Origin of the sequence: Leptospira adleri (assembly GCF_002811985.1) — a bacterium.
GTDB classification, from domain to species: domain Bacteria; phylum Spirochaetota; class Leptospiria; order Leptospirales; family Leptospiraceae; genus Leptospira; species Leptospira adleri.
In genome coordinates, this window is record NZ_NPDU01000007.1 from 47,022 (window position 1) to 70,277 (window position 23,256).

A 23,256-nucleotide genomic window follows, 5' to 3' on the forward strand; every position below is an offset into this window, starting at 1 on the left:
TGATCTACGTTCTTCTCGGCTAACAAAATCAATGCGACCTCCGATTTTTGTAAATTATTTATCGATTTGATTCGAATTTGAACGGTTTGAATTTCTTATACTCCGGGTCTATTAATTCTTGCAAATTCTGAATTCAAAATTATCTAAGACGCTTCGGTGGAAGCAAAGGTGAATAACGGTATTACAAAAAAGACTACTTCCTTTCGGTATCGACTTCTCTTATCAATTTTGTTATTCGTATCCGTCGAGCTTTTTGCCTTTCCTACGGTTCTTACTAAGGATTGGAAACTTTCAGTCGGTAAAAACGTAAGTCTTTTCGAGGACGATCCGAGTTGGAAAAAAATTGACTCGCTTCCGATTTCCAAAGAGTTGCTTCGAAGTTTTTCTTTCCCGGAGGATTCTCCGCATACCGTAACGCTCCTGAAAAAAATAGAAATTTCCAAATCCGAAATCGAAGAATTGAACGCAGACGGTCTTTCCGTACACTTTCCGTTATTCACAAACGTTTACGAAGTTTTCTTTAACGGTCATAAGGTGGGCGAGGGGGGACTGGTTTCCGGGGGAAGGATTTTAAAAAACGGATTTAGAAGACACATAATTATTAGTATTCCCGAAGATAAGGTTCGAATCGGTAAAAATGAAATCAGAGCGGTGCTTTCTGCGGATCCCGGCGAGGAACTGGATGCTTACGCGAGTTTTGATTCCACTCCTCCGCTTTTAGATCTTCAATCTCGAAACGCATCTATTCTTTCGGAACGTTCTACGTTGATGCTTTTGTTTTTATATCTTTTCGTCGGCTTTTATCATTCTCTTTTTTACTTTAAACGTCCTCAAGAGAAGTATAATCTTTTCTTCGGACTCTTCTCTATTCTTCTTTCTGCATATATTTATCTGCGAAGCAATTCCGTGTACGAGTTAAATCTGGATCCTTTTCTCCAGATGAAAATAGAATACATGGTAGTTTTCAACATACCGACTTTCTTTTTGTTGTTCTTGGATACGTTTTTCGAATCGAAGATCAGCTCTATTTCCCGCTTTTATCAGTTTTTCGCCGTCGCTCTCGCCTCGTTGATTCCGTTTTCAAGTAGAATTATTTGTACAACTCTTCTCCAGATATGGCAGTTTTCGATTTTTGTGTTCGTACTATATTCTTTATTCATTATGTTTCGCGCGCTTATCAGAAGGAATCAGGATTCTGTTCGTCTTTTTGCGGGGTTTATCATTTTGATCGCATCCGCGGTAGCCGATTTGATCGGTTCCATGCAGTTATTTCCGTGGTTCGAAAATTATGGACTTCTAAAATACGGATTTTTTACGTTCGAGCTCGGGATCGTATTTATTCTCGCGAATCGTTTTCTGAGAGTTCACAACGAAGTGGAAGAATTGAATCTGGATCTTGATCAAAAAGTAAAAGAAAGAACGGGTCAATTGCAGGACACTCTCAGCCAGATTCAAGAATTAAAGATTCAACAGGACGGAGATTATTTTTTGACGTCACTTCTGCTGGATCCGTTAATCCGACATCATCTTCAAAACGATTTTATCACTTTGGAAGGTTTCAGCCGTCAGAAAAAACATTTCGAATTCAAGCAGTGGAAAAAGGAAATCGGCGGAGATATCATCATCGCGGACGAATTGACTTTAAAAAATCGAAGGTATCTCGTTTTTGTAAACGGCGACGCTATGGGGAAATCCATTCAGGGCGCCGGAGGGGCCTTGGTCTTAGGGGTTGTATTCCGTTCCTTCCTCTCTAGGACGAAAACGGTTTCCTCTTATAAATCAAAACCTCCCGAGGTCTGGCTCAAAGACTGTTTTTCCGAACTCCAAAATATATTCGAGTCTTTCGACGGTTCCATGTTGATTTCAGTCGTGCTCGGTTTGGTCGATTTAGAATCCGGAATCCTCTACTTCTTAAACGCGGAACATCCGTGGACGGTTCTCTACAGGGACGGAGTCGCTTCGTTTATCGAAGATAAATTAGAACTTCGTAAAATAGGAATCACCGGTTTGGAAAGTAAGATGAAGGTGAAAACTTTCTTTTTGGAAAAAGGCGATTCCATATTTATCGGATCGGACGGAAGGGACGACCTTTTATTGGGAATCGATTCGGACGGAATCAGATTGATAAACGAAGACGAATCTCAATTCTTAAAACGGATCGAAGAATCCAGAGGGGATTTGGGACTTGTAGTTCAGTCGCTCCGGAATTTCGGAGAACTCACGGACGATTTGAGTATCGTCAAACTTTCTTATCTAAAAGAGCCGGTTCGTTTTCATCCTTTCGAAAAACTAAATTCGGAAACGTTTCCTGATACGTCTTATCTCAAATATTTGGAATCCGAGAATTGGGAAGGGGCCGCTTCCTATCTGGAGGATTTGCAAATAAAAAACAAAAACGTTCTCATTCCAGCGGCGTTTAAAAAGGAGCTCGCTAGAGTATATTATAAAATTGAAAAGTATGAAGAGGCCCTATCGATTTTCGAGAAACTCATTTCCGATTTTCCGGAAGACGTGGAGAATATGTTCATAGCTTCTCTGATTTACAAAAAATTCAATCGTTATCGTCAGGCCGTGGAATTGGGTGAACGTGTGATGCTGCGCGAACCTGAATTCTTAAATAACGTTGCTCACCTCGCCGAATCCTATCTTTTTATTCACAAACGGGAAACGACGATACAACTTCTCGAAAAAGTGGATCAACTCGATCCGACGAACTCTCACGCAAAAAGAATAAGAATTCGGCTTAATCAACCCGTTCCCGATCACAGGAACGGTTAAAATAGATTGTCGCTTAACAATTTGCTTACGTCGATACGATTGCTGATGTGCTCGATCGTATTCGAGGTTGCGACGAGTTCGACGCCCGAATTGATCAGTTCTTGATACGCGTCTTCCGCAAAAATTCCGTGAACACAAATACAGATCGCGGGCTTCATCCCTATTGCATGCAGATGTCTGATCGTTTCGATCAGCGTTTTTCCCGTCGATACGATGTCGTCGATTAAAACCGGCGTAGAGTCTTTGTATTTTTCCAAGTGCGGAATGCTGACTTCAACGTCTCGATCTCCTCTTCTTATCTTTTCTAAAACCGTAAAGGGAGATTCGGAAAGTTCGGCGACTTCCTTTACCCATTGATCGCTTTCCGCATCCGGTCCTATTAAAACCGGGTTTTGAATTTCCTTCCGAACGTATTCGGCGATAAGCGAAGTTGCGTGAACCGATTTTGCCGGAATCTTATAGATTTCGTTTAAGTTCTTGATTCTGTGAAGATGAGGATCGATCGTTAATAAGGAATCCACGTGGTTTGATAAAAAAGTCGCGAAATACTTCGCCGTTATTCCTTCCCCCTTTTGGAATACTTTGTCCTGCCTCATGTAACAAAGATAAGGCGATATGAGATGGACTTTGGAAGCCCCCAAGGATTTGGCGGTTTCGCAGAAAAAAATCAAAGGAAGAATTTTAGAATCGGGTTGATTTAAAGAACACAGAAGATAGACTTCGGATCCCTTTACGTCTTCGAGAATTTTACAGTGGGATTCTCCATCGGGATAATGTCCGAAGTCCGCTTCTCCTATGACGATTCCGGAAAGAAGAGAAACGGATTTTGCCAAAGAATCGTTTTCGGGAAAAGAGAATAATATTTTTTTCATATAGTTATTTAAAGAATCGTTACGATGTCTTTTTGAGTTCTTAAATAGTCGGAGGCGTATTCCAATTCTCCGATGGATTCGGCATGAACCGTGTAAAGTATTTCATCCTTTTCCACCATCTTCCCAACGGGAGATAAGAATAAAACTCCCGCAGAGGGTGAACTAGGAGCGCCAGCGAGTCGCGCTATTTTCGCGATCCTTCGATTGTCGATTTCGCTTACCGTCCCCGACTTTTCCGAAAGAACGTTGAGATGAAATCCCGCGACCGTGGGTTGTTTCATCCCGCCCTGAGCGGTACAAATCGCTTGGAATTTATTCCAAGCCTTTCCGGATTCTAAAATCTCTTTCGCTAGTTGGATTCCATTCTGTCGTTTAAATAAATCAGAAAATTCTAATATACTTCCCGCCATAAAAAGGGCTCTTTCCCTTAGGTCTTGGGGAGCGTCGGGTTCGTTTTTTAAAACTGAAATACAATCTTGAATTTCTAAAGAAGGGCCGATTCCGCGTCCGATTGGCTGGGATCCGTCCGATATGATCACTTTTACCTTCAGACCGACCGATTTTCCCACCACCGTGAAATAGTATTTTAGCTTTTCTGCATCTTCTTCGGTTCTTATTTTCGCCGTCTTTCCGACGGGAATATCTATGACGACGTGAGTCGAACCTGCGGCGGCCTTTTTTGAAAGAACTGACGCTATCATTTGACCCAGGCTATCGACTTCCAATGCGCGTTCGACTCGAATCAGAATATCATCCGCCGGGCTTAGGCCGATCGATCCTCCCCAAGCGATACAACCGCCTTCCTGTTCCACGACCGATTTCATTTTGTTTAGATTAAGATTCACTGTGGTTACCGTTTCCATCGTGTCCGCGGTGCCGGCGGGCGAAGTGATCGCCCTCGAAGAAGTTTTAGGAATCGTAAGTCCGGCAGCCGCGACGATCGAAACTACGATAGGCGTCGTTCTGTTTCCGGGAAGACCGCCTACGCAGTGTTTGTCGACTACTACTTTGCTGTTCCACTTTAGGACGGATCCTGCGTTGATCATCGCTTTGGTGAGGGATTTGATTTCTTCCAGATTGAGATGATCCCCCGAACATGCGGTGATAAACGAAGCGATTTCTATATTAGAATATTTTTCATCCTTAATATCCTGAATGATCCGATGAAACGCAGCTTCGTTTAGTCGATTCTCGTACATTTTGGAACGAACGTCGTGCATCGATTGAACCGGCTGCAAGTGCGCGAGTTGAACTAAGTCGCCTTCTTTCGCTTTGACGGCGTTCCAGGCGCTTTCAGAAAGCCCGGCTTCGCCTCTCTGGAGAATTTTATTTTCGATGATATTCAAAGAGGCGATGATCGTTTTATTTCCGACGGTCACTTCGATTCGATTGAGCGCGACAAAACCTTCCGATTTACAAACGGGGCAATCCCTTCTTAAAAAGACGACGTATTCCTGATTGGTGTCGATTCCTAAATTTTTGAGATAAAGAGTTTCGGTCCTTTGTTGCATTCTATAATTCCAATTCTATGATATCGAATAAGTTCGGTACGGTGCATTTCCAGTTGAAACGATCGGAGAGTTTGACGCGAAGTGCGTCCGAGGCTCCTTTTTCACCGTGAACGATAAAAGTTTCGGTCGGTTTGTTTTCCAATTCTTTCAGCCAGTCGATGATTTCGTCCTGATCCGCGTGAGAGGAAAGGCCTTCGATCAACCGAACCTGCGCCTTAACTTTATAAAATTTGCCGTAGATTTTGATTTCGTGATTTCCTTCCTGCAGTTGTCTTCCTCTCGTTCCCGCCGCTTGAAACCCGCATAAAAGAACGGTGGAATTCGGATCTTCCAAATAATTTTGAAGATATGTGAGAACTCTTCCTCCGGTCGCCATTCCGCTTCCGGCGACTACGATCTTAGGGGAATGGTTTTCTGCGAATTGAAGAGTCTCCTTCATCGATTCCGTCTTTTGAAACGAATCCCAAATTTGAGAACACTCGATCGGCGAAAGTTTATGCCACTTCGTGTGAGTCTGAAAAACTTCGAAAACGTTTCGGCCCATCGGACTATCCATTATCATCGGGACATCGGGAATCTTCGATTCCGACTTTAGTTTCCAGAGGAGATACATCAGACTTTGCGCCCTTTCCACCGCGAAACTCGGAAGGATAACGGTTCCTTTTCTTTCCAGGGTTTCGTTTAATATTTTTGTCAATTGCTCTTCCGGATTCTTAGGATGAATTCTATTGCCGTAAGTACTTTCGATAAAAAGATAATCGGCCTTTTTGGGTTTGTGAGGAGAATAAAGAAGAAAGTCCTCGGGTCTTCCGATATCGCCCGAAAAGACGAATAACTTACCGAAAATTTCCATCTCGATGAACGTGGCGCCGAGAATATGTCCGTTGTATTGAAATCTTGCTCGAACTCCCTCACCCAAATCTTTCCAATGATCCAATTCGGAGGAATAGAGATACGTAAGGGAAGCCGTCGCTTCTTTGAGATCGTAAAGAGGAACTGCGGGTTTGTGTTTCGAATATCCGCCTCTATTGGCCCGGTCGGCTTCTTCTTCCTGAATTTTACCGGAATCTTTTAATATGATCTCGGCGATTTCAAGAGTGGGAGCGCTTCCTAAAATTCTACCGCGAAATCCTTGTTTGACGAGTCTCGGAATGTAACCCGTATGATCCAAGTGGCCGTGGGTAAGCAATACCCAATCGATTTCGGAAGCGTTGACCGGAAGAGTGCTCCAGTTCAAAAGTCTGAGTTCTTTGAGACCTTGAAAAAGTCCGCAGTCAACGAGTATCTTTGTTTTGCCTGTATCGATTAAATATTTGGAACCCGTGACGGTTCCGGAAGCGCCTAAGAAATGAATTTGAACGGTTGAACTCATTTCTTAAGGGACGCTTTTGAAATGGGAAAAAACAATCAGAATATTTTCACACGAACTTGATATAAATCATCGAGCGGTTAAGAATTTTCCCAATCCCTTTTTCTTCCCGACGTCCTTCAATACGTTTCCGTTTTGTACGCAGAGACTTCCGTTCACAAAGACCGCGTCCACGGCTTTATCGTTTCTTCTGACCAGACGAACGATTCCGCCCAATTCTTCCAGAGGAGCTTCGTGAATCTCTTCTACGGAGTTGTCCAAACCTTCCGGATTTAAGATCACGATATCGGCGCGGGAACCGTTTTGAAGACGTCCCGCGTCGATTCCAAACCAATCCGCGATTTCACCCGTCAATCTCCAGATCGCTTTTTCCAAAGTTAAGAATGGTTTACCTTCTCGGATTCCGTCGTTGACAAGCCTTAGCATTCGAAGAGGAAAATTGTAATGAGCCATTCCTCGAAGATGCGCCCCGGCGTCGGAAAATCCGATCAGGACATCCGGATGACTGATGATGAATTTCAAAGGCCCCGGTCGATCGTTCGCTATCACCGTGTACCAGCGGATATCGTTTCCGTATTCCGCACAAAGATCGAGAAACGTATCTACGACGTTTTCCTTTCTTTGTTTCGAGATTTGATAAAACGTCTTACCGATCAAAGAAGAATCCGGACATTCCACAACGGTGGCTTGATTGAAGTCGCGGTGAAAAACCCTCGGAAGAAAAAAGTTGGTCCATTGTTTTCTAAACCACTTTCGATAACCTTTATCCAGAAGAAGTTTTTTTCTTTCCACAAGATCCGCGAGGTGGATCGCCGCGGTGCCGGCGCCGAATTCCTCGAATACTACTACGTCGACTCCGTCCGCATAAAGATCGAAAATTTCGGGTAACGCTTGAAAGCGGAAATCCGCTCCGAAGAATCGATTGATAAGACGCGCGATACTTGCGACAAGTAGATAAAGAGTTCGATTGGATCTCGGGTCCATCAAAGAGATGATCGTCGTTTTTAATTTTTTGCGGAACACTCCTATACTTTCCCAGAAAAATAACAGGACGTTCACTTTGGTGGAAACGTTAGGCACTCCTTGAAAGATTTTCCCATTCTTCCTTAGAATCCTGTTGAAACTTCTATACTCGGACCACGAAGCGAACGTAGACGGAAGCGGTTTGCTTCGAAATCGGGTTCCGTCCATTTTATCCCAGCGGAGCGTATTGATGGAAAGTCCGAGGTAACCCGCGTCGATTCCTTCTTGAAGGAGCGCTTCCATACGAGTCATTTCTTCCTGAGTCGGTTTTACGTCCTTGTTCAAAGACCTTTCTAATCCCATAACGTAAGCCCGGATGGAAGAATGGCCGACGAAGGAAGTCACGTTGGGTCCGAGGGGCAATTGATTCAAGTGATCCGTATATTCTTTGAGAGTGTTCCAGGTCTTTTTCTTTTGTAAGAGCGGAAGCACTTGGTCCCTGGGAATCGCTTCCACTCTGGAAAACATGTCCGCCAAATCCTCGGGAGAGCCCAGCGCCAGACTCAAAGAACAGCTTCCGAGCGTGACGGTCGTAACTCCGTGACGGAGGGATTCGGAAAGAGAAGGCGCTGCTTCGATCTCGGCGTCGTAGTGTGTGTGGAAATCGATAAAACCCGGTGTGATCCAACGTCCTTGAGCGTCCCAAACTTTTTCCGCGGAATTTTCGTTCAAGGGAGAATCGCTGATTTCTATCAATTTTCCTGCGCTGATTCCCAGGTGACGGATCGAAGGAGGCGCCCCGGTTCCGTCAAAAAATAGTCCGTTTTTAATAATCCAATCATAGGTCTTCATTCTTGAAAATAAACTCCCGAAAGTGTACGTTACACGTGCTTTTCCAGTGGATCGGAAGCGTTCCTGAATTTTAGTCAAACATTTTAATTTTGTGAAATTCTATAGTTAAGTATAAAACACAAATAATATATCGTTTGTTATGTATAAAATGGTCTAAATCGGCGATTCTGGATAATTTAGGCCATCACCTAAAGGGTGTGAAAATTATAAAACGACCTAAATGTCTAAAAAATAATGAACTAATGTTCATTATTTAAAAAACATCTTTTTTATACGAATCCTCTTGACAGAGATTTACATAGGTTTATTCTCCTACTTCGGTGTATCAAACACTACAAGCGAAGAAGACCAAAGCGAAAACCAATCAAAAGAAAAACAATAGTGAAGAGAATTGAGGTAATTGAAATGCGCAAATTAAGCTTATTGATCCTGATGAGTTTCCTTTTAACGGGTTCTTTAATGGCATCCGGCGGCGGGTCTTCTTCTAAACCGCTAACCGGTTCGTATCCAATCGTACTTTCTCACGGATTATTCGGTTGGGGAACTGATTCCAGCGGAGTCATCAATATCGTAAATTATTGGGGTGGAATGGACACTTACTTGAGAAATCAAGGCGCGAGTGTTTACGCTCCAACAAAAACAGCGGCTCAGTCCAACGAGACAAGAGGCGCGGAATTAAGAGACAAGATCAACGTTTATATGGCCGCTAACGGCTTTACAAAGGTTCACGTCCTCGGTCACTCTCAAGGTGGTTTGGATAGCCGTTATATGATTTCCAATTTGGGAATGTCCGGCAAAATTTCCACCCTGACTACGCTTAACTCTCCGCACAGAGGAAGCCCGATCGCTGATATCGTGAGCGCTGTAATCCCAAGCTGGGCAAAACCTTTCGTTTCTGCGGTTCTTGGAGTCGTGGTTCAACTGGTTTACGGCGGCGGACAACAGGACGCGATCAAGGCACTGAACTCCTTGACTACCAGCGGAATGGCTACTTTCAACGGTTATACTCCTGATAAATCAGGCGTTAAATACTATTCTTACGGTTCTACCATTACCATTCCGGATCTGATCCAACATCCGCTGATGGGAATTCTTTATCCTGCTTGTTGGGCGGGAGGAGTTTTCAACGGACAAGGCGGCGATAACGACGGTCTGGTTCCTGCGACTTCTCAAAAATGGGGAACTTGGAAGGGTGGTCCTTCTTACGGAATCCTCACTACCGGGATCGATCATCTCGAAGCATCCAACACTCTGCTTTCCGGTCAAACCTGGTATGACGTAGAAGGATATTATCTCGCAATGGCCTCTAACGCCAAAGCGAATCAATAGTTTCCTAAAATTCCAGTAACAGTGCAAGATAGGATTCCGCGTTTCGGCGCGGGGTCCTTTTTTTTATTTTTTCTATGATTTTTACCGACTAACTGTCAATAGTTGTAGAATAAAAATCCTGGTTTCGATTCAATACCATTCCCTATGAAACCTTCGTTCGCAATTTTAGGTTCCGGAAGCATCGGAACTTATCTCGGTTGTAAATTGCTAGCCGCGGGCAATTCAGTCACTCTCTATGGCCGAGAAAGAATTCAGAATGAATTGAAAACTTTCGGCGCAAAGATCACCGATTTTACCGGCAATGAAATCGTGCTTTCTCCCGGTTCGATTCCTTATACAACTTCTCTTCAGGGCGTCGTAGGCGCGGATGTTTTCCTCGTCACGGTAAAGTCGAAGGACACGAAGGAACTTGCGCAAGAGCTCGGTGGAATTCTTGAAAAAAGACAAAAGATGCATTCCGTTTCCGGCGCTCTGCCGATCGTAATCAGCTTTCAGAATGGAGTTAGAAACGCCGAAGTTTTGAGAGAAGGTCTGAAAAATCTTCCGGTCGAAGTCTTGGCGGGAATGGTTCCCTTTAACGTCGTCTCCAAAGGAAACGGTCATTTTCACAAAGGAACGAGCGGAAATCTCGTCGTGGAAGATTCTCGTTCGGGAAGATCCGTTGTTTCCATTCTAAATCGCGCCGGTCTTCCGGCGAACACCCACAAAAATATCGGAGGGGTCCTTTGGGGAAAGCTGATCTTTAACTTGAATAATTCTTTGAATGCCCTTTCCGGGCTGACTCTAAAAAATGAAATTTCGAAACCGGGTTATCGCAAGATTCTTTCCAAACTCATGAGGGAATCTCTGGAAATTTTAAGGCTGGCTGAAATTCAACCGGTTCGTTCTGGAAAGATGATTCCGGGTTTGGCGCCGTTTATCTTGAATCTTCCCGATTTTCTTTTTTTTAGAATCGCATCTGGAATGGTTAAGATCGATCCACAGGCGCGTTCGTCCATGTGGGAGGATTTGATGCAAAAGAGACCCACCGAAATCGATTCTCTGAACGGAGAAGTGATCAAACTTGCCGACGTGATGGGACATTCCGCGCCCCTCAATCGCGAGGTCGTTCGTCTGATCAAAGAGGCAGAAACCAATCCGACCGTTTTGAATTTAAGCGCCGAAGAGCTTGCAAAAAAAATGAAGATAAAAATAGATTAGTCTTTTAGAATATTCCAAATCGATTTAGCTTTATCTGCGTCTTTACGGATGTATTTTTCTTCCCATTCCTTCAAGGTCAGGCCTTCTTTTTCTGCTTGTTTTTCACGGAATCCGTTCAAGAGAGATTTTGTGATCGGATAACCCGCGAACGCGGAGGGAATTCCTATCAAAAATCCCCCCAGAAACATAGGAGCGCCCATGTCGTTTATCAAAAACGAACTCCAGTATTTCAGGCCTTCGTACAATTCCAATGAACTGGAATGATTGATCACTTCCAAAATGCGATCGAAGCTCATCAAAGCCATATTCCATCCTAGAATGTTGTAAGCGAACGCTCCGGTGACGTAGAAGATATAATAGAAAAAGGGGAGCGTTACCGGATTTGTAATCCAGATCATCGCGATTGCGATCGGCATATAAAAACGGATTCCAATGATTCGAAGAAGGACCCAAGTGATCAAACCGAGATACATTTGAATTCCGATCAAAGGGGTGAGGGACCAAAAAAGTCCGATCGAAGTTCCTAAGCAGACCTCTTTTACCGGAGCGTGCGATTGTTGAAAGGGAAGGATGATTTGCTGATGAATAAGTCTATAAACCGCTTTTATCATGATTGGAATCAAAGATTGGATTTGATTCTTTCCTTTGTATAAGTTTGTAAAGCATTCAGATATTCTTTGTGAAGTGGGAAGATTTCGATCGCCTTTTTGACTTCTTCCTCCGCTTTGACCGGATCTTTTCTCTTTTCAAAATAAAATTTAGATAACAAAAAATGGGATTCAGATTTTAGAGCTTTGCCTCGGAACACTTTGGTGACTCCTTTTTCCAAAGAAGAGATTGCGCCTTCCGAATTCCCTTCCATGATTAGGCAAAGGCTGAATCCGTAATAAGCGTCCCCTTTATCGGAAAGGGAAATCGAGTTTTGAAATTCGCTCAGACTTTGTTTTCTCAAATTTTGACGTAAATAAAGGCTTCCTAAATTCTCATGAAGAATGGCTTCCGAATCGGGGCCTTTTTCCTTAGCAATCAAAAGCGCTTCCTGAAAGATTTTTTCTGCTTCCTTGTAATTTTTATCGGATTCGTAGACGAGTCCCAAACCGCGTTTGCAATCCAGAGATTTCGGATCCAAGGAGAGACATTTCGTAAAATCTTTTTCCGCGGCGTTCTGGTTTTTTTGGAGATAACGAATCCAACCGCGAACATACAAAAGCTCCGGAGTGTCGCCTTTTTGTTTTAAGGTTTCTTCCGCTTTTTGAAGTGCTTCAACCAAATTGTCTTTTTCGGTAAGGTCTCGAATTTCTAAAATAGAAATGGAGTCCTTTTTGTTGCAGTTTCCAAGGATGAAGAATAATGAAATTGTAATAAACGAAAGAGCGATTAGAATTCTAAAATTCGGATTTGTTTTTTTCATACGTTTGTCTGAATCCTCTTTGAGAGAGTCTGAAATCCTTACCCGAAAATCCGAGTTCATTCTTAAAAAAAAACGTCGTAACAACGACAAGTCTTACCGTGAAAGGCGCGCCCCACCCTGATCTTGGGTGGAGGGGTGGGAGGTGGAAAACATGGAGCGACTTTTCCCTATCAGAAAATCAGAATTTTGCAAGTAAAATGTCTCCTTGTCGGAACTCCCACAAATCAACCGACTGCGAATGTGTAGATTCCAAATCGCGTTCAACTTGAGAGAAAAGTCCTGCAATTGGATCCGCATCCTTTTCTAAACTTCTCAAAAAAATCGATCTTTCTTTCGTTACACAGAAAGATTCCAAGATCGTTCGATAAACGCAATCCGGAAAGAGAAACAACATATCTTTTTTCAAGGAATCTTCGTAACATTCTTAGATGAAAAAAGAATTCAGAGCTGGTTTTCCAAAAAACTTGCGACCAGTTCGGCGGACTTTCTTCCTTCTTCGATACATTCCTTTGCTCTGTGGAATTCCATGAGACCTATGTTTCTGAGCCTTGGTGCGATGATTAGATCCGGCGGATCACCGGCCATTCTGCTTCGTGTGATTCTAATCTGCATAACGTTGATGCTCTTGGACATTACTTCGATCATTCCCGGTTTTTCATCCTTTTCTTTTTGAAGATTCTCATCCAAATCCTTTCCCCAAAAACGCGACATGAAGGATTTCCGGTTGTTATCCTTCTCATTTACTTCTTCAGAAGAATCCTTTCGATCCAGAAGATCTTGATTTAGATCGACTGCGATTACGAACTCGGCGCCCATCGCCTTACAGAGAGAAACGGGAACCGGATTGACGAGCCCGCCGTCTACGAGCCAACGTTGTTCCCGATTTACGGGAGAAAAAATTCCGGGAAGCGATATGGACGCGCGGACGGCTTCCGGAACGGAACCTTCTCTCAACCAAACTTCGGCGCCGTTGTCTATATCCGTCGCGATGGCTCCGAATTTTTTTTCGAGATGTTCGAAGTTGAGATCTTTAAATTCTTTTTCGAAAAAATCGAATAGTTTCTTCCCGCTGATCAAACCTCCGCCGAAAGAAATATCCATAAATCCCAAAATATCTTTCCATTCCAAGGTTTGGACCCATTCTTCCAAACGATCGAGCTTGCCGGCGGCGTAAAAAGCTCCTACGATCGATCCTATGGAGGTTCCACAGATGATATCGGGTTTCCAACCGTAGGATTCCAAGACTCGTATAACGCCGATATGCGACCATCCCCGGGCCGAACCGCTCCCCAAAGCCAAGCCTACGATTCTTTTTTTGTCCTTTTTCAACGGGTTTCCCTCTTTTTTTATATAAGATTCTTTGAAAAAATGAAAAAGATCCAGTCAGATGGAAATTTTTTACCTTTAATAATCCGTCAGTTGTTATATGCAATTGACGACCATCAATTGAATTTCAACTTTAATTCGGAACGGATCAAAATTCGAGATGCAATTTTCAAAAATATTTTTTTTCCTAATTGGTCCGTTCGCTTTAATTATCCTGGTAATGATCTCCTCGCCTTGGCAAGCCGGCGACGGGCTCAGAGCTTACCAAGGCAAGATCGATCTGAGAGGAATCCAGGATCCCAATTTCGGAATGACCAAACTCAACGGAGAATGGGAATTCAATTGGCTTCAGGAACCGGACGATAAGATCGAAAATCGTTCCATCGGGTATATCAGCGTTCCCGGGTCCTGGACAAACGAAACGAAAAGTCACCAGGCCTTCCCTAAATTCGGTTATGCGACCTATCGGCTCAAGGTGTTTCTTCCCGAAATCTGGAAGAATAAAATTCTTTCGGTTTCTTTGGGCAGCGTATCTTCCGCATATCGCGTTAAGATAAACGGCGAACTCATCGGAGAAGGGGGAACTCCCGGATTGACCGCCGAAACAACCGTTCCTAGAATCGAACCGAGGGATTTTTTATTTGCCGCGGACGAAGGCGAAGCCCAGATCGAAATTTTTATCTCCAATTTTACTTCGACAATTCCGGGCATTTTGCTTCCGGTTTCGATCGGACCCGCGGACTCCGCGAGCGTTTCAAGGGCGCTCACGCTTTTTTTCGATATCTTCTCTTTCAGCAGTCTTTTGATCATGGGGATCTATCATATCTTTCAATATCTTTATTTAAGAAGCAGCGTTTCCCCTTTGTATTTCGGAATGTACAGCTTGGTCATCTGTCTTCGAACTTCTTTGATCAATTCAAAAATTATAATGCTTTTTTTTCCCGAGGTTCCCTGGTCCTGGATCAATAAGATCAATCACTTGACGTTATCCGTAAGCGTTCCGTTTTTTCTTCTTTTTTTCAGCTCCGTCTTTGCGCCGTATGTAAATCGAAAGTTTATCAATGCGGGCGTGATTTTTTCGATCCTGTTTTCGATCGTAACTTTGTTCGGAGATATGCAATTCAATAATCAGAATATTTCCATTTATCACTACTTTATTCTAATCGTCATATCATATCTTTTTTATACGATTTTGAAGATCGATTTTGAAAAGGAAAGAAATTACACCTATATTCTTTACGGTTCCGGAATTCTGTTTATCGCGGTTTTAGTGGATTTGTTTTACGCGCGGGTTTTGAAAACGGGAAGTATTCAGACTTCGCACTATGCGCTCGTGTTTTTCGTCTTTCTTCAATCGCTTTTGCTGGCCTCGGAAAGATCCCGCAAGTTCGCGGAAACAAGAGAATTGGCTCTCAATCTAAGAACTTCCAACTTGGAATTGTTCGAGATGAAGGAACAACTCGTCCAAAAGATCGAAGACCGAACGAGAGTTCTCAACGATAACATCATTCAGATCAATCGGGAATTGGAAATCGCGCAGAACGTCCAGAGAAAGATACTGACCCCGTTGGATCGGTCTATCTCGGGCATTCGGTTCTTTTACGAATATATGCCTTTGGAAAAAGTGGGCGGCGATTTTTTGGACGTGTCCGAAATTCTTCCAGGAAAGATTCGAGTGATGATCGCGGATGCGGTGGGTCACGGCGTACAAGCGTCTTTGATGACGATGGCCTTAAAGACCGAATACGAAGAACTCAAGAACTTGGAGAATCCGGCCCAGATTCTGAAGGAATTGAATTTTCGATTTTTGAAAAAGTTCGATTCTTTGGAGAGTATCTTTCCGTGTTTGATCGGAGACATTGATATCGAAAAAGAAGAATTCACCTATGCTTCCGCCGGTCATCCGGATCAAATTCTGCACATGCCGAACGAATTTCCTTCTTTGATCCATAAGACCGGGCCGATTTTGGGTTTATTCGAATCTCTTGAAATCGCTTCAAAAACGATTCCGTTTCCGACCGGATCCAGACTCTTGTTGTTCTCCGACGGACTCATCGAAAATCGTATGAAGGATTCCTTAAATACGAAACAATACAATATGGAATTGATTACGAAATGTCTTCACGAAGGAAGAGAGAATAGTCTGAATACTTTGATTCAAGAGATCATCAAGATCGAAGAGTTGACGAGGGGAGACAATCCACGCTACGACGACATCACCGTCATAGCCGTGGAATCGTATTCTACAAAAAAAGGTTAAGCGACAACTACCATTTCACCGGAGCATTTGACTTCTCCGGAATCGTCTGCTGCTTCTATGGAAACCGTGATCAGTTTTTCGCCGTTTTCTTCCTTCTTCCGTTTTACCTTTCCCGTGCAAGTGAGTTTTTGTCCGGGTTTGGTCATATTCTTAAAAGTAACTCCGAATTCGCGGATTTGTTTTTGATCGGCCCAAGAAGTGCAGAGTCTTCCGAGTTGAGCCATCACATACATTCCGTGCGCGATCGTTCCGTCCAGTCCCGTCTTTCTTGCGAAATCCGGATCGTTGTGGATCGGATTAAAATCCCCGGAAGCTCCCGCATAACGTACGAGATTCGCGTGTGTGATCGCGCCCGTTTTGAGAGGTGGAAGTTCATATCCGACTTCAATTTTATCAAAATCAATCTTACTCATATCAAGCCTCCGGTTTTCTGATGAAAATAGACATTTCCGCTTCTACGAGCGATTCGCCTTTTGCGTTTCGAATCGTAGTTTTGAAAGTCATCGTATCCATCTTTCCGACGGTAACGTTCGTGCATTCGCCTTGAGACGAAACTCGTCCTGGAAGAATGGGTTTGAGATAGGTATATTTTTCTTTGAGGTGAAGAATCCGGGACGTGTCCACTCCCATGTTCTCCATGTCCTGCCAAATTTTGGGATAACCCCAAAATTGGATTACGGTTGCAAACGTGGGCGGCGCGGGGATGTCTTCGTATCCGGCCTTCTTAGCGGCTTCTAAATCAAAATGGATCGGGTTGGTTTCCCCGATTGCCTGACAGAACTCGCGGATCTTTCCTTTTTCTACGTCGAATTCGTAGCGATCCAGTTTGGTTCCGATCAGGTCTTTGGATATTCCTTTTACTGACATATAAAGTTCCTGAGAATTGTTTTTAAAAAGGGCTTTCGACCGGATTCAATGTTACCAGAGAAGAAGAATCCGGTCGATGATTTTTTTAGGAAAAAACAGAACAAACGTTCTGTCTGTCAATTATTGTGAGACTCGAACCAATTTTTGAGATCGGAAAGAACCTTGGTTCTATCTTCTAAACGCTCGTTCATAGTTTCGTGATAAAGACCGTCGTAGATTTTCAAAGTCTTATCGGAAGAACCTACCACTTCGAAGAAGGCTTCGCTTCCGGTATAAATGGCGATCGCATCCTCTTTGCCGTGAAAGATATAAATCGGTACTTTGATTTTTCCCGCGTTTCCCAGAATCGGAGCTTCCGAATTGAGAAGCATATTCCCGAGATAGCTCGAGGCCATGCCGTGAACCAAAGGGTCTTTCTTATAGGCTTCCACAACGGCTCGGTCGCGGCTGAGCGCGTTCACGTCTAAGCCGGTAGGCAAAGTAAGGTTCGGCAGAATTTCGGAAATGAAAGGCGCGATTCCCTTTTTGATTTTTAAGCTGATATCCATTTTTGCACGAATCGGAAGCGCGGAAACGATCAGTGCGTTGAGATTTCCTTGGTTGGTTCCTTCCTCCGCGTAAAGAGTTACGATCGCGGCTCCCATGGAATGTCCCAAAAGAGTGACCTTGGAAACCTTTTCTTTTTCCTTAGCGATCGCGATGAGCTTGTCTAAGTCGGAAAGAAAATCCGAAAAAGAATCGATCGCGCCTCTCTTTCCGTCGGATCGTCCGTGTCCGCGGGAATCGAGCAGATAAAGAACGGTGCCCGTTCCGGCGAGCGCTTCGACTAAGAATTCGTAACGACCGCTGTGTTCTCCGATTCCGTGTTGAACCACGAGAACCCGATTCCCCTTTCTCCCTTCCTTGGGCTGATAGGTACGGTAAAAAATTTTCGATCCCCCGCTTCCCGCGAAAGTATCGTCCTGTAGATTGTAAGAATTACTCCATGACATAGCGAAACGTGTTATAAAGGGAAACGGTCCTTTGGAAAGAGAAAAAAATTTCATTTGTTAAAAATTCACGATTCCAACCGGGTTCTTTTCAGTTGTCGATAGGAAGGAAACGATTTTCCTGGATTCATGTTCTCATACCGAACGTTCTTCGATAGCAAAGCGGGCTGGAATCGTTCGATTCTTCTGCTCGCGTTTCTATTGAATTGTAATCCGATTCAAGAAACCGAAAAGAACGTAGTCAAAGAAGATCTTACTAGACTTTTAAAAAGCGCCGACATCGATTGTTCAGGGGATACGAATCGCGAAATAGAAAAATTCCGTTTCCATTGGAAGAAGAATCCAGGAAGATATTCCGGTCTAAAACCGAAAGATCGCTGGAAGAACGTTCAGCTGACCCTTTACGTAGACGAAGCTCTTTTTATCAACGAATCCCAGGATTCTTTGTTTATCCCTTCCGGAGAAGAATGTTCTCTGACGAACAAAGGTTTCTCCGATTCGAGCGAACCTCTGTTTCAATTCTACGCAACGATCTTATCGAAAGCGCCGGGAGAAGCCGGTTCGGGAGAATTGCGGATCACCTCGGAAGAGAACGAAATTTATTCTCATGATTTTAAGAATCAAGGAGAAGAATGGAAAAAGTTTTCCATTCCCTTGGGATCGAAAAATTTAAACCGACATTCTAATTTTAGAATCAAGTGGGATTCTAAAAACGGTTCGGCTTTGTTTTTGGGCTCTCCCGTCGTTTTGGAAAAGAAGAGAACCGAGAAAAAAAACGTGATCTTGATCGTGATAGACGCGCTGCGTCAGGATGCTTTGTCATCCGGCGGGTCTCCGTTTCCGACGACCCCCGTTTTGGATTCTTTATCAAAGGATTCCATCGTGTTTAAAAATACGATCTCCAACGGGAATTGGACAAAACCCTCGATGCTTTCCTTTTTTACTTCCGAAGTGGCGTCTAACTTAGGTTTGGGGAACGCCTGGTTTTATACTTCGAGTCAACAGAGAAAAATTTTCTATTCCAAAAAACCGATCACCCTTCCGAACGCGTTTCGGGAAAAGGGGTACTTCACCGAAAGTATAATGAATAACGTTTTTCTAATGGACTACACTTCTGTCGGAGTCGACTTAGGATTTCATAAAATACAACAAGTCGGAAAAGATACTTTGGATACGGAGGAGTTGGTTTCCAGGACGGAGACTTTTTTTCGGGATCATAAAAACGATCTTTTCTTTTTACATTTGAATCTGAACACTCCGCACTGGGGATACCGGCCTCCTGCGCGCTTCTTTCAAGAATTAAAGGGTCAATCCGATCCCGTCTTATGGAAAGGACTCGACGAATATCAGCAAAAGTATTTGGGAGAAGTCCGTTATACGGACGCGCTCCTCGGAAGAATTTTTAACGAATTAAAAAAACAGGGATTGTTTGAAAATTCCTGGATCGTCGTCACGAGCGATCACGGCGAAATGCTGGAGAAATCGCATTATTATCATCACCATTTTATCACCGAAACGGTTTACGCTCACGGAGAAACCCATTACGAAAAGGAGATTCGAGTTCCTTGGATCATTCATCCACCTAAGGATTTTCGGAATCAAATTCGAAAGAAAGAATTTTCCAAGCAAGTTTCTCTTCTATCCTTGATGCCAACCTTACTCGGGCTGAACGGAATCGAGTACGAAAAAGAAAGACTCAAAGGGAACGACTACTCGAATTCGATTTTCGGAAAAGACGGGCCGGAGTCGGAACCGGTCATTTATACGGAAGGACGGTATTCGGAATCGATTCAGACTCCGAACTTCAAATATCTTCGAAGATATCCCGGTTACGATACGGTTCGAAGAACCAGAGAGGGGATCCCGCATAAAATGCCGGAGGAACTGTACGATATAAAATCGGATCCGAAAGAACTCAGCAACATCGCGGAGACGAATCTTCCTTTGTTAAACGAAGCGCGTAGAATTTTAAAGGAGAATCAACTCGACAAAAACGTTTTCAGTCTTCGGCTTCCCAAATGCGAAAAAGATTGTGAACGTGAAATCCGTTTTTTTTCAAAGGGCGGAATTTACCGGTTCGATTTCACCGGAGCTTTCAAAACGATAAACGAAGATTCTAAAAATTTGAATCTTTTACTTCCGAAAGAATCCAATCGTTTTGAACAGACCCTTTCGATTCGAACCGTAGACGTTTCTCCGATCTTTCGGCTTCAGATCGTGAAGGACGGGAAGGTCGAACAATATCGAGTCGGAAAATGGGGGATTCGATCCGACGTCGCGGATGCGATTCTTGTCGCGGATCCGGACAACGTCTCTTTGGGAAAAGTTCCCTATCGTTATTCTTCTTCCACGATACCTTTTTTATATTATCATACCGGGTTTTCCGGTGGAAGAGAATCAGCGGAAGAAGCGGCGATGGGGCAAGAAGTCCGTAAAATTTTGGAAAGCTGGGGTTATATCCATCAGTGATAGCGGAGAAGTGCTTCTGAAAATTTTCCGTTCTGATAAGAACAATGTGACGGATGGAATATTAGAATATAGTTATGTTTTTATCTCGACGTTTTCGAATCAGGATTAAGTGCGCTCATCTCTTATAAATCCGTTTTCGTTCGTTTTTGATTTCAGGTTTTTCGGCGGATTTGTCTAAATCCATTCCAAAGATTTTTAAAATGTAGGAACTCCCATAGGAATCGAACAGCGGCAAGTCCGATTGAAAGTCTGCAAATTCTTATAAGACATAGCTTGTGGGAACTCCTGCGTTTTTATTACGAAGGCCTTCAATGTTTTTTTGGGGTTCTTTTAAGATTCGAGGCGTGATTTATACAAAACACAGGACTGTTTTAATAATTTGATTTGACTAATCAAATTAAATGCATCTTTTTGGGTTTTATGCCGTCGGATTTGGTAAGTCAGATTCTGGAATTCTATCCTCGGATTTTTTTCGCCTGTCATACGAGGCACGTCGAGGACCCGAAGACAAAGCAGATTCTAACCGCTAATCAGGCGAGTATTTTGGATCATCTGGACGGAGACGAGCCGGTTAGTTTATTCGACCTGGCCCTCCACATGGGCGTAACTCCTTCCACGATGTCGATCACGGTTTCCCGTCTGGAGATTATGGGTTATATCGTAAAAGAGAAAAATCCGAAAGACGGAAGAGGGACGCTCATTCGTTTAACAAAATCCGGAGAGAAGATCAAAAGCAAAAAGTCCGTATTGGATCCTGGTCTGGTCAAAAATCTGCTCAAAAGACTGAGCAAGGAAGAGCAGGAGGCGGCCGTAAAAGGATTGGGACTGCTCGCTTTTGCCGCCGAATTGGAAATGAAAAACAAAAGTCTTTCTCGATCTTGGTCCAAAAGAAAGTGAAAGATTAAAATAAAAATAGAATATATCGTTATTTGAATGTTTGGGAGAATAAAATTATGATTTATACGATTCTTATATACTTTTTAGGTTTTTTGGTTCTTTTGATCGTAGGCGTCTACGGAATCGGGGCGAGTTTACCGGTTGAACATTCATCTTCTCTGGAGCGGGTGTTCGCGACCTCTCCGGATCGTATCTATTCGCTCATCCGCAATTATAAGGACTATCCTTCTTGGAGACCGAATCTGAAAAAAATCGAGGAGATTGCTTCGTCATCCTGGAAAGAAACGGATTCTCACAACGACGTGATGACGTACTCTTTTATCCAGGATCGAAGGAACGAACTCGTCGAATCTAAAATCATGGACGAAGACAAACCTTTCGGCGGTTCCTGGACTTTCGAATTAAGTTCCGTTTCAAACGGAACCAAACTTAAAATCACCGAAAACGGAAAGGTCTTTTCTCCGGTCTTTCGATTCTTTTCGAAATACGTTTTCGGCCACACCGCGACCATTCAATCCTATCTGGAATTTATGGAGAAGGAAATTCAGAGGAAGAGTAAATAATCATGGCAGGATATTCGGGGAAGCAGTTAGGAGATAAGCTGGGTTTAAAACCGGGTATGAAGGTTTATTTCAAGGACCTTCCCGAGGACGTAAGATCGGATCTTGATAGTTACTTATCCGAAGTGGACATTTCAAATTCACTCAAAGGTTTTTTAGATTATCTGCACGTATTTACGAAAGAGTCCAAGGAGCTTCAAAAGCACTTCCCAAAACTCGTGGATCATCTCGCCGACAAGGGAATGATTTGGATTTCGTGGCCGAAAGGCTCTTCGAAAGTTCCTACGGATTTAAATGAAAACGTAGTTCGAGAATTGGGTTTAAAATTAGGAATCGTCGACGTCAAAGTCTGCGCCGTTTCCGACATCTGGTCCGGCCTTAAATTCTATAAAAGGAAAGTTTAATATTTTTTAAAGAGCGTTCGTCTGTGGTCCTCTGCTATTCAGAATTTCGTTCCCTACGGGTCACTCAATTGGTCGGAGCGGTCACTCACGAAGTTCGTTGAACTAAAGCACCACTCCTCCCTGAACTCAGAATTTCGTTCCCTACGGGTCACTCAATTGGTCGGAGCGGTCACTCACGAAGTTCGTTGAACTCAGCACCACTCCTCCCTATGGGTCGGAGCGGTAGGGATGTGGAGGACGCGAGCGTCCCGCGTTTTCGGGAGTTTTGATTTTGAGGGTAATATTTCGCGGGATGAGTCGCTTGCGACGAATCCGGAACGAGCCCGGTCCCGCGCGTCAGCGCGGGAACCGCCAGAAAAAATGTTCTCGTCTATTGATAGTTTGTTTCGTGAGTCAGAACGGGCCTTCTTCTCTCTTTGTTGGCTTTCATCGCTTCCATGAGATTTTTTACCATGCTAGGTTGTTCTTTGAAAAGATTCGCGAGTTGTTTCGGAGCGGCCTTCGCTGCTTCGTATGCCTCCCGGTTGAGAGACTTTTTGGTTTCTTGAGTCGCCGAGGCAGGAACTCGATTGAGAACGTTTATTTTGCTCAGGGATTTTTTTCTCAGTTCTTCCAAGGAAGCACCAATGTCGGTTAACAATCCGTTCTGCACGGCTTCCGCCGGTTTGTAGAGGGCTCCTTCCAAAGCCGCCTCTGCCGCCGCGGAAGGCAACATAGTTTGTCTCATTCGGATCACCAGAGAGGAGGAAAGCGGAAGTCCGACCAGCGGTTCTGCGAATCCGATTCTTCCTTTTCCGTCCACCATATAACGATAGTCGCATGTATAAGCGATGATCGCGCCGCCTCCTACCGCGTTTCCTCCGACTTCGGAAATCAACGGTTTTGGAAAGCTGATCAAGGAAGCGAACATCTCGAACACTCCCGCCATTATCTTTCCGATCTCATCCGGATTGGAGTTTAGAATTGCGTCCGGATCCAGGCCCACGCAAAAATCGCCGTCCGGTCCGGCGATAATTCCGGCCCTGATATCCTGATCCAATGTGAATTCTCTTAAGATCGAATCCAACTCCTGCATGAGAGCAAGGGTGAGAGTCATCGGACCATCGGGGACTAATTTCAAAACTCCAATCTTAGAATCTTTCGCAGTAATGATTTCCTTCGCTAATTTCATAAGAGACCTCTTTGGTTCATTCTAAACT

General features: G+C 43.7%; 19 protein-coding genes. 8 read left to right on the forward strand and 11 right to left on the reverse strand.

All coding sequences use genetic code 11. The features are described 5' to 3' along the window. The first annotated feature begins 168 nt into the window (after nucleotides 1-168). Complete coding sequence (locus CH376_RS04075; RefSeq protein ID WP_243394780.1) at nucleotides 169-2,778, forward strand: SpoIIE family protein phosphatase; 2,610 nt, start codon at nucleotides 169-171, stop codon at nucleotides 2,776-2,778. Here CH376_RS04075 and CH376_RS04080 read toward each other — a convergent pair. From CH376_RS04080 to CH376_RS04095, 4 genes are all read right to left on the reverse strand, one after another. Next, nucleotides 2,775-3,650, reverse strand: coding sequence for a ribose-phosphate pyrophosphokinase (locus tag CH376_RS04080; protein WP_100786789.1), 876 nt, complete (start codon nucleotides 3,648-3,650; stop codon nucleotides 2,775-2,777). The genes CH376_RS04075 and CH376_RS04080 overlap by 4 nt on opposite strands. A gap of 8 nt (nucleotides 3,651-3,658) precedes the next feature. After that, on the reverse strand, nucleotides 3,659-5,161 hold the full coding sequence (locus CH376_RS04085; RefSeq protein WP_100786788.1) for a thymidine phosphorylase family protein: 1,503 nt from the start codon (nucleotides 5,159-5,161) through the stop codon (nucleotides 3,659-3,661). Between the two features lies 1 nt (nucleotide 5,162). After that, the gene (locus CH376_RS04090) at nucleotides 5,163-6,533 is read right to left on the reverse strand and encodes an MBL fold metallo-hydrolase RNA specificity domain-containing protein (RefSeq protein ID WP_100786787.1); all 1,371 of its coding nucleotides are present in this window, start codon (nucleotides 6,531-6,533) and stop codon (nucleotides 5,163-5,165) included. A gap of 66 nt (nucleotides 6,534-6,599) precedes the next feature. Continuing rightward, complete coding sequence (locus tag CH376_RS04095; protein WP_100786786.1) at nucleotides 6,600-8,345, reverse strand: N-acyl-D-amino-acid deacylase family protein; 1,746 nt, start codon at nucleotides 8,343-8,345, stop codon at nucleotides 6,600-6,602. Nucleotides 8,346-8,750: 405 nt separating this feature from the next. Here CH376_RS04095 and CH376_RS04100 point away from each other — a divergent pair, with 405 nt between their 5' ends. Then, nucleotides 8,751-9,674 (forward strand): esterase/lipase family protein, encoded by a 924-nt coding sequence (locus tag CH376_RS04100; RefSeq protein WP_100786785.1) that lies wholly within the window; start codon nucleotides 8,751-8,753, stop codon nucleotides 9,672-9,674. A gap of 144 nt (nucleotides 9,675-9,818) precedes the next feature. Next, complete coding sequence (locus CH376_RS04105) at nucleotides 9,819-10,874, forward strand: 2-dehydropantoate 2-reductase (RefSeq protein ID WP_100786784.1); 1,056 nt, start codon at nucleotides 9,819-9,821, stop codon at nucleotides 10,872-10,874. On the opposite strand, the gene CH376_RS04110 is transcribed toward CH376_RS04105, so the two are convergent. The 3 genes from CH376_RS04110 to rssA form a co-directional block, all read right to left on the reverse strand. Beyond that, complete coding sequence (locus tag CH376_RS04110; RefSeq protein WP_100786840.1) at nucleotides 10,871-11,485, reverse strand: DUF2062 domain-containing protein; 615 nt, start codon at nucleotides 11,483-11,485, stop codon at nucleotides 10,871-10,873. The genes CH376_RS04105 and CH376_RS04110 overlap by 4 nt on opposite strands. 8 nt (nucleotides 11,486-11,493) lie before the next feature. Continuing rightward, complete coding sequence (locus CH376_RS04115; protein WP_100786839.1) at nucleotides 11,494-12,285, reverse strand: tetratricopeptide repeat protein; 792 nt, start codon at nucleotides 12,283-12,285, stop codon at nucleotides 11,494-11,496. Nucleotides 12,286-12,726: 441 nt separating this feature from the next. Beyond that, on the reverse strand, nucleotides 12,727-13,614 hold the full coding sequence (gene rssA / locus CH376_RS04125) for a patatin-like phospholipase RssA (protein WP_100786783.1): 888 nt from the start codon (nucleotides 13,612-13,614) through the stop codon (nucleotides 12,727-12,729). A 157-nt stretch (nucleotides 13,615-13,771) separates the two neighbouring features. On the opposite strand from rssA, the gene CH376_RS04130 reads away from it, so the two are divergent. Further along, nucleotides 13,772-15,871 (forward strand): SpoIIE family protein phosphatase, encoded by a 2,100-nt coding sequence (locus tag CH376_RS04130; RefSeq protein ID WP_100786782.1) that lies wholly within the window; start codon nucleotides 13,772-13,774, stop codon nucleotides 15,869-15,871. On the opposite strand, the gene CH376_RS04135 is transcribed toward CH376_RS04130, so the two are convergent. From CH376_RS04135 to CH376_RS04145, 3 genes are all read right to left on the reverse strand, one after another. Further along, entirely contained in the window at nucleotides 15,868-16,284 is a 417-nt protein-coding gene (locus tag CH376_RS04135; protein ID WP_100786781.1) for a MaoC family dehydratase, read from the reverse strand. The two genes, CH376_RS04130 and CH376_RS04135, sit on opposite strands and share 4 nt — an antisense overlap. A gap of 1 nt (nucleotide 16,285) precedes the next feature. Continuing rightward, on the reverse strand, nucleotides 16,286-16,738 hold the full coding sequence (locus tag CH376_RS04140) for an FAS1-like dehydratase domain-containing protein (RefSeq protein WP_100786780.1): 453 nt from the start codon (nucleotides 16,736-16,738) through the stop codon (nucleotides 16,286-16,288). A gap of 116 nt (nucleotides 16,739-16,854) precedes the next feature. After that, nucleotides 16,855-17,730, reverse strand: coding sequence for an alpha/beta hydrolase (locus CH376_RS04145; protein ID WP_243394784.1), 876 nt, complete (start codon nucleotides 17,728-17,730; stop codon nucleotides 16,855-16,857). Nucleotides 17,731-17,856: 126 nt separating this feature from the next. Between CH376_RS04145 and CH376_RS04150 the strand changes: the two genes are divergently transcribed. The 4 genes from CH376_RS04150 to CH376_RS04165 all read left to right on the forward strand — a co-directional run bounded on the left by CH376_RS04150 (nucleotide 17,857) and on the right by CH376_RS04165 (nucleotide 22,057). Further along, on the forward strand, nucleotides 17,857-20,196 hold the full coding sequence (locus CH376_RS04150) for a sulfatase (RefSeq protein WP_100786778.1): 2,340 nt from the start codon (nucleotides 17,857-17,859) through the stop codon (nucleotides 20,194-20,196). A gap of 420 nt (nucleotides 20,197-20,616) precedes the next feature. Further along, nucleotides 20,617-21,093 carry a MarR family winged helix-turn-helix transcriptional regulator gene (locus tag CH376_RS04155; protein WP_100786777.1) on the forward strand — a complete coding sequence of 159 codons (477 nt, stop codon included), beginning with the start codon at nucleotides 20,617-20,619 and terminating at the stop codon, nucleotides 21,091-21,093. A 56-nt stretch (nucleotides 21,094-21,149) separates the two neighbouring features. Next, the gene (locus tag CH376_RS04160; protein WP_100786776.1) at nucleotides 21,150-21,656 is read left to right on the forward strand and encodes an LIC10604 family protein; all 507 of its coding nucleotides are present in this window, start codon (nucleotides 21,150-21,152) and stop codon (nucleotides 21,654-21,656) included. A 2-nt stretch (nucleotides 21,657-21,658) separates the two neighbouring features. Then, nucleotides 21,659-22,057 (forward strand): DUF3052 family protein, encoded by a 399-nt coding sequence (locus CH376_RS04165; RefSeq protein ID WP_100786775.1) that lies wholly within the window; start codon nucleotides 21,659-21,661, stop codon nucleotides 22,055-22,057. Between the two features lie 370 nt (nucleotides 22,058-22,427). On the opposite strand, the gene CH376_RS04170 is transcribed toward CH376_RS04165, so the two are convergent. After that, nucleotides 22,428-23,228, reverse strand: a complete 801-nt coding sequence (locus tag CH376_RS04170) for an enoyl-CoA hydratase/isomerase family protein (RefSeq protein ID WP_100786774.1) — start codon at nucleotides 23,226-23,228, stop codon at nucleotides 22,428-22,430. Between the last annotated feature and the right edge of the window lie 28 nt (nucleotides 23,229-23,256).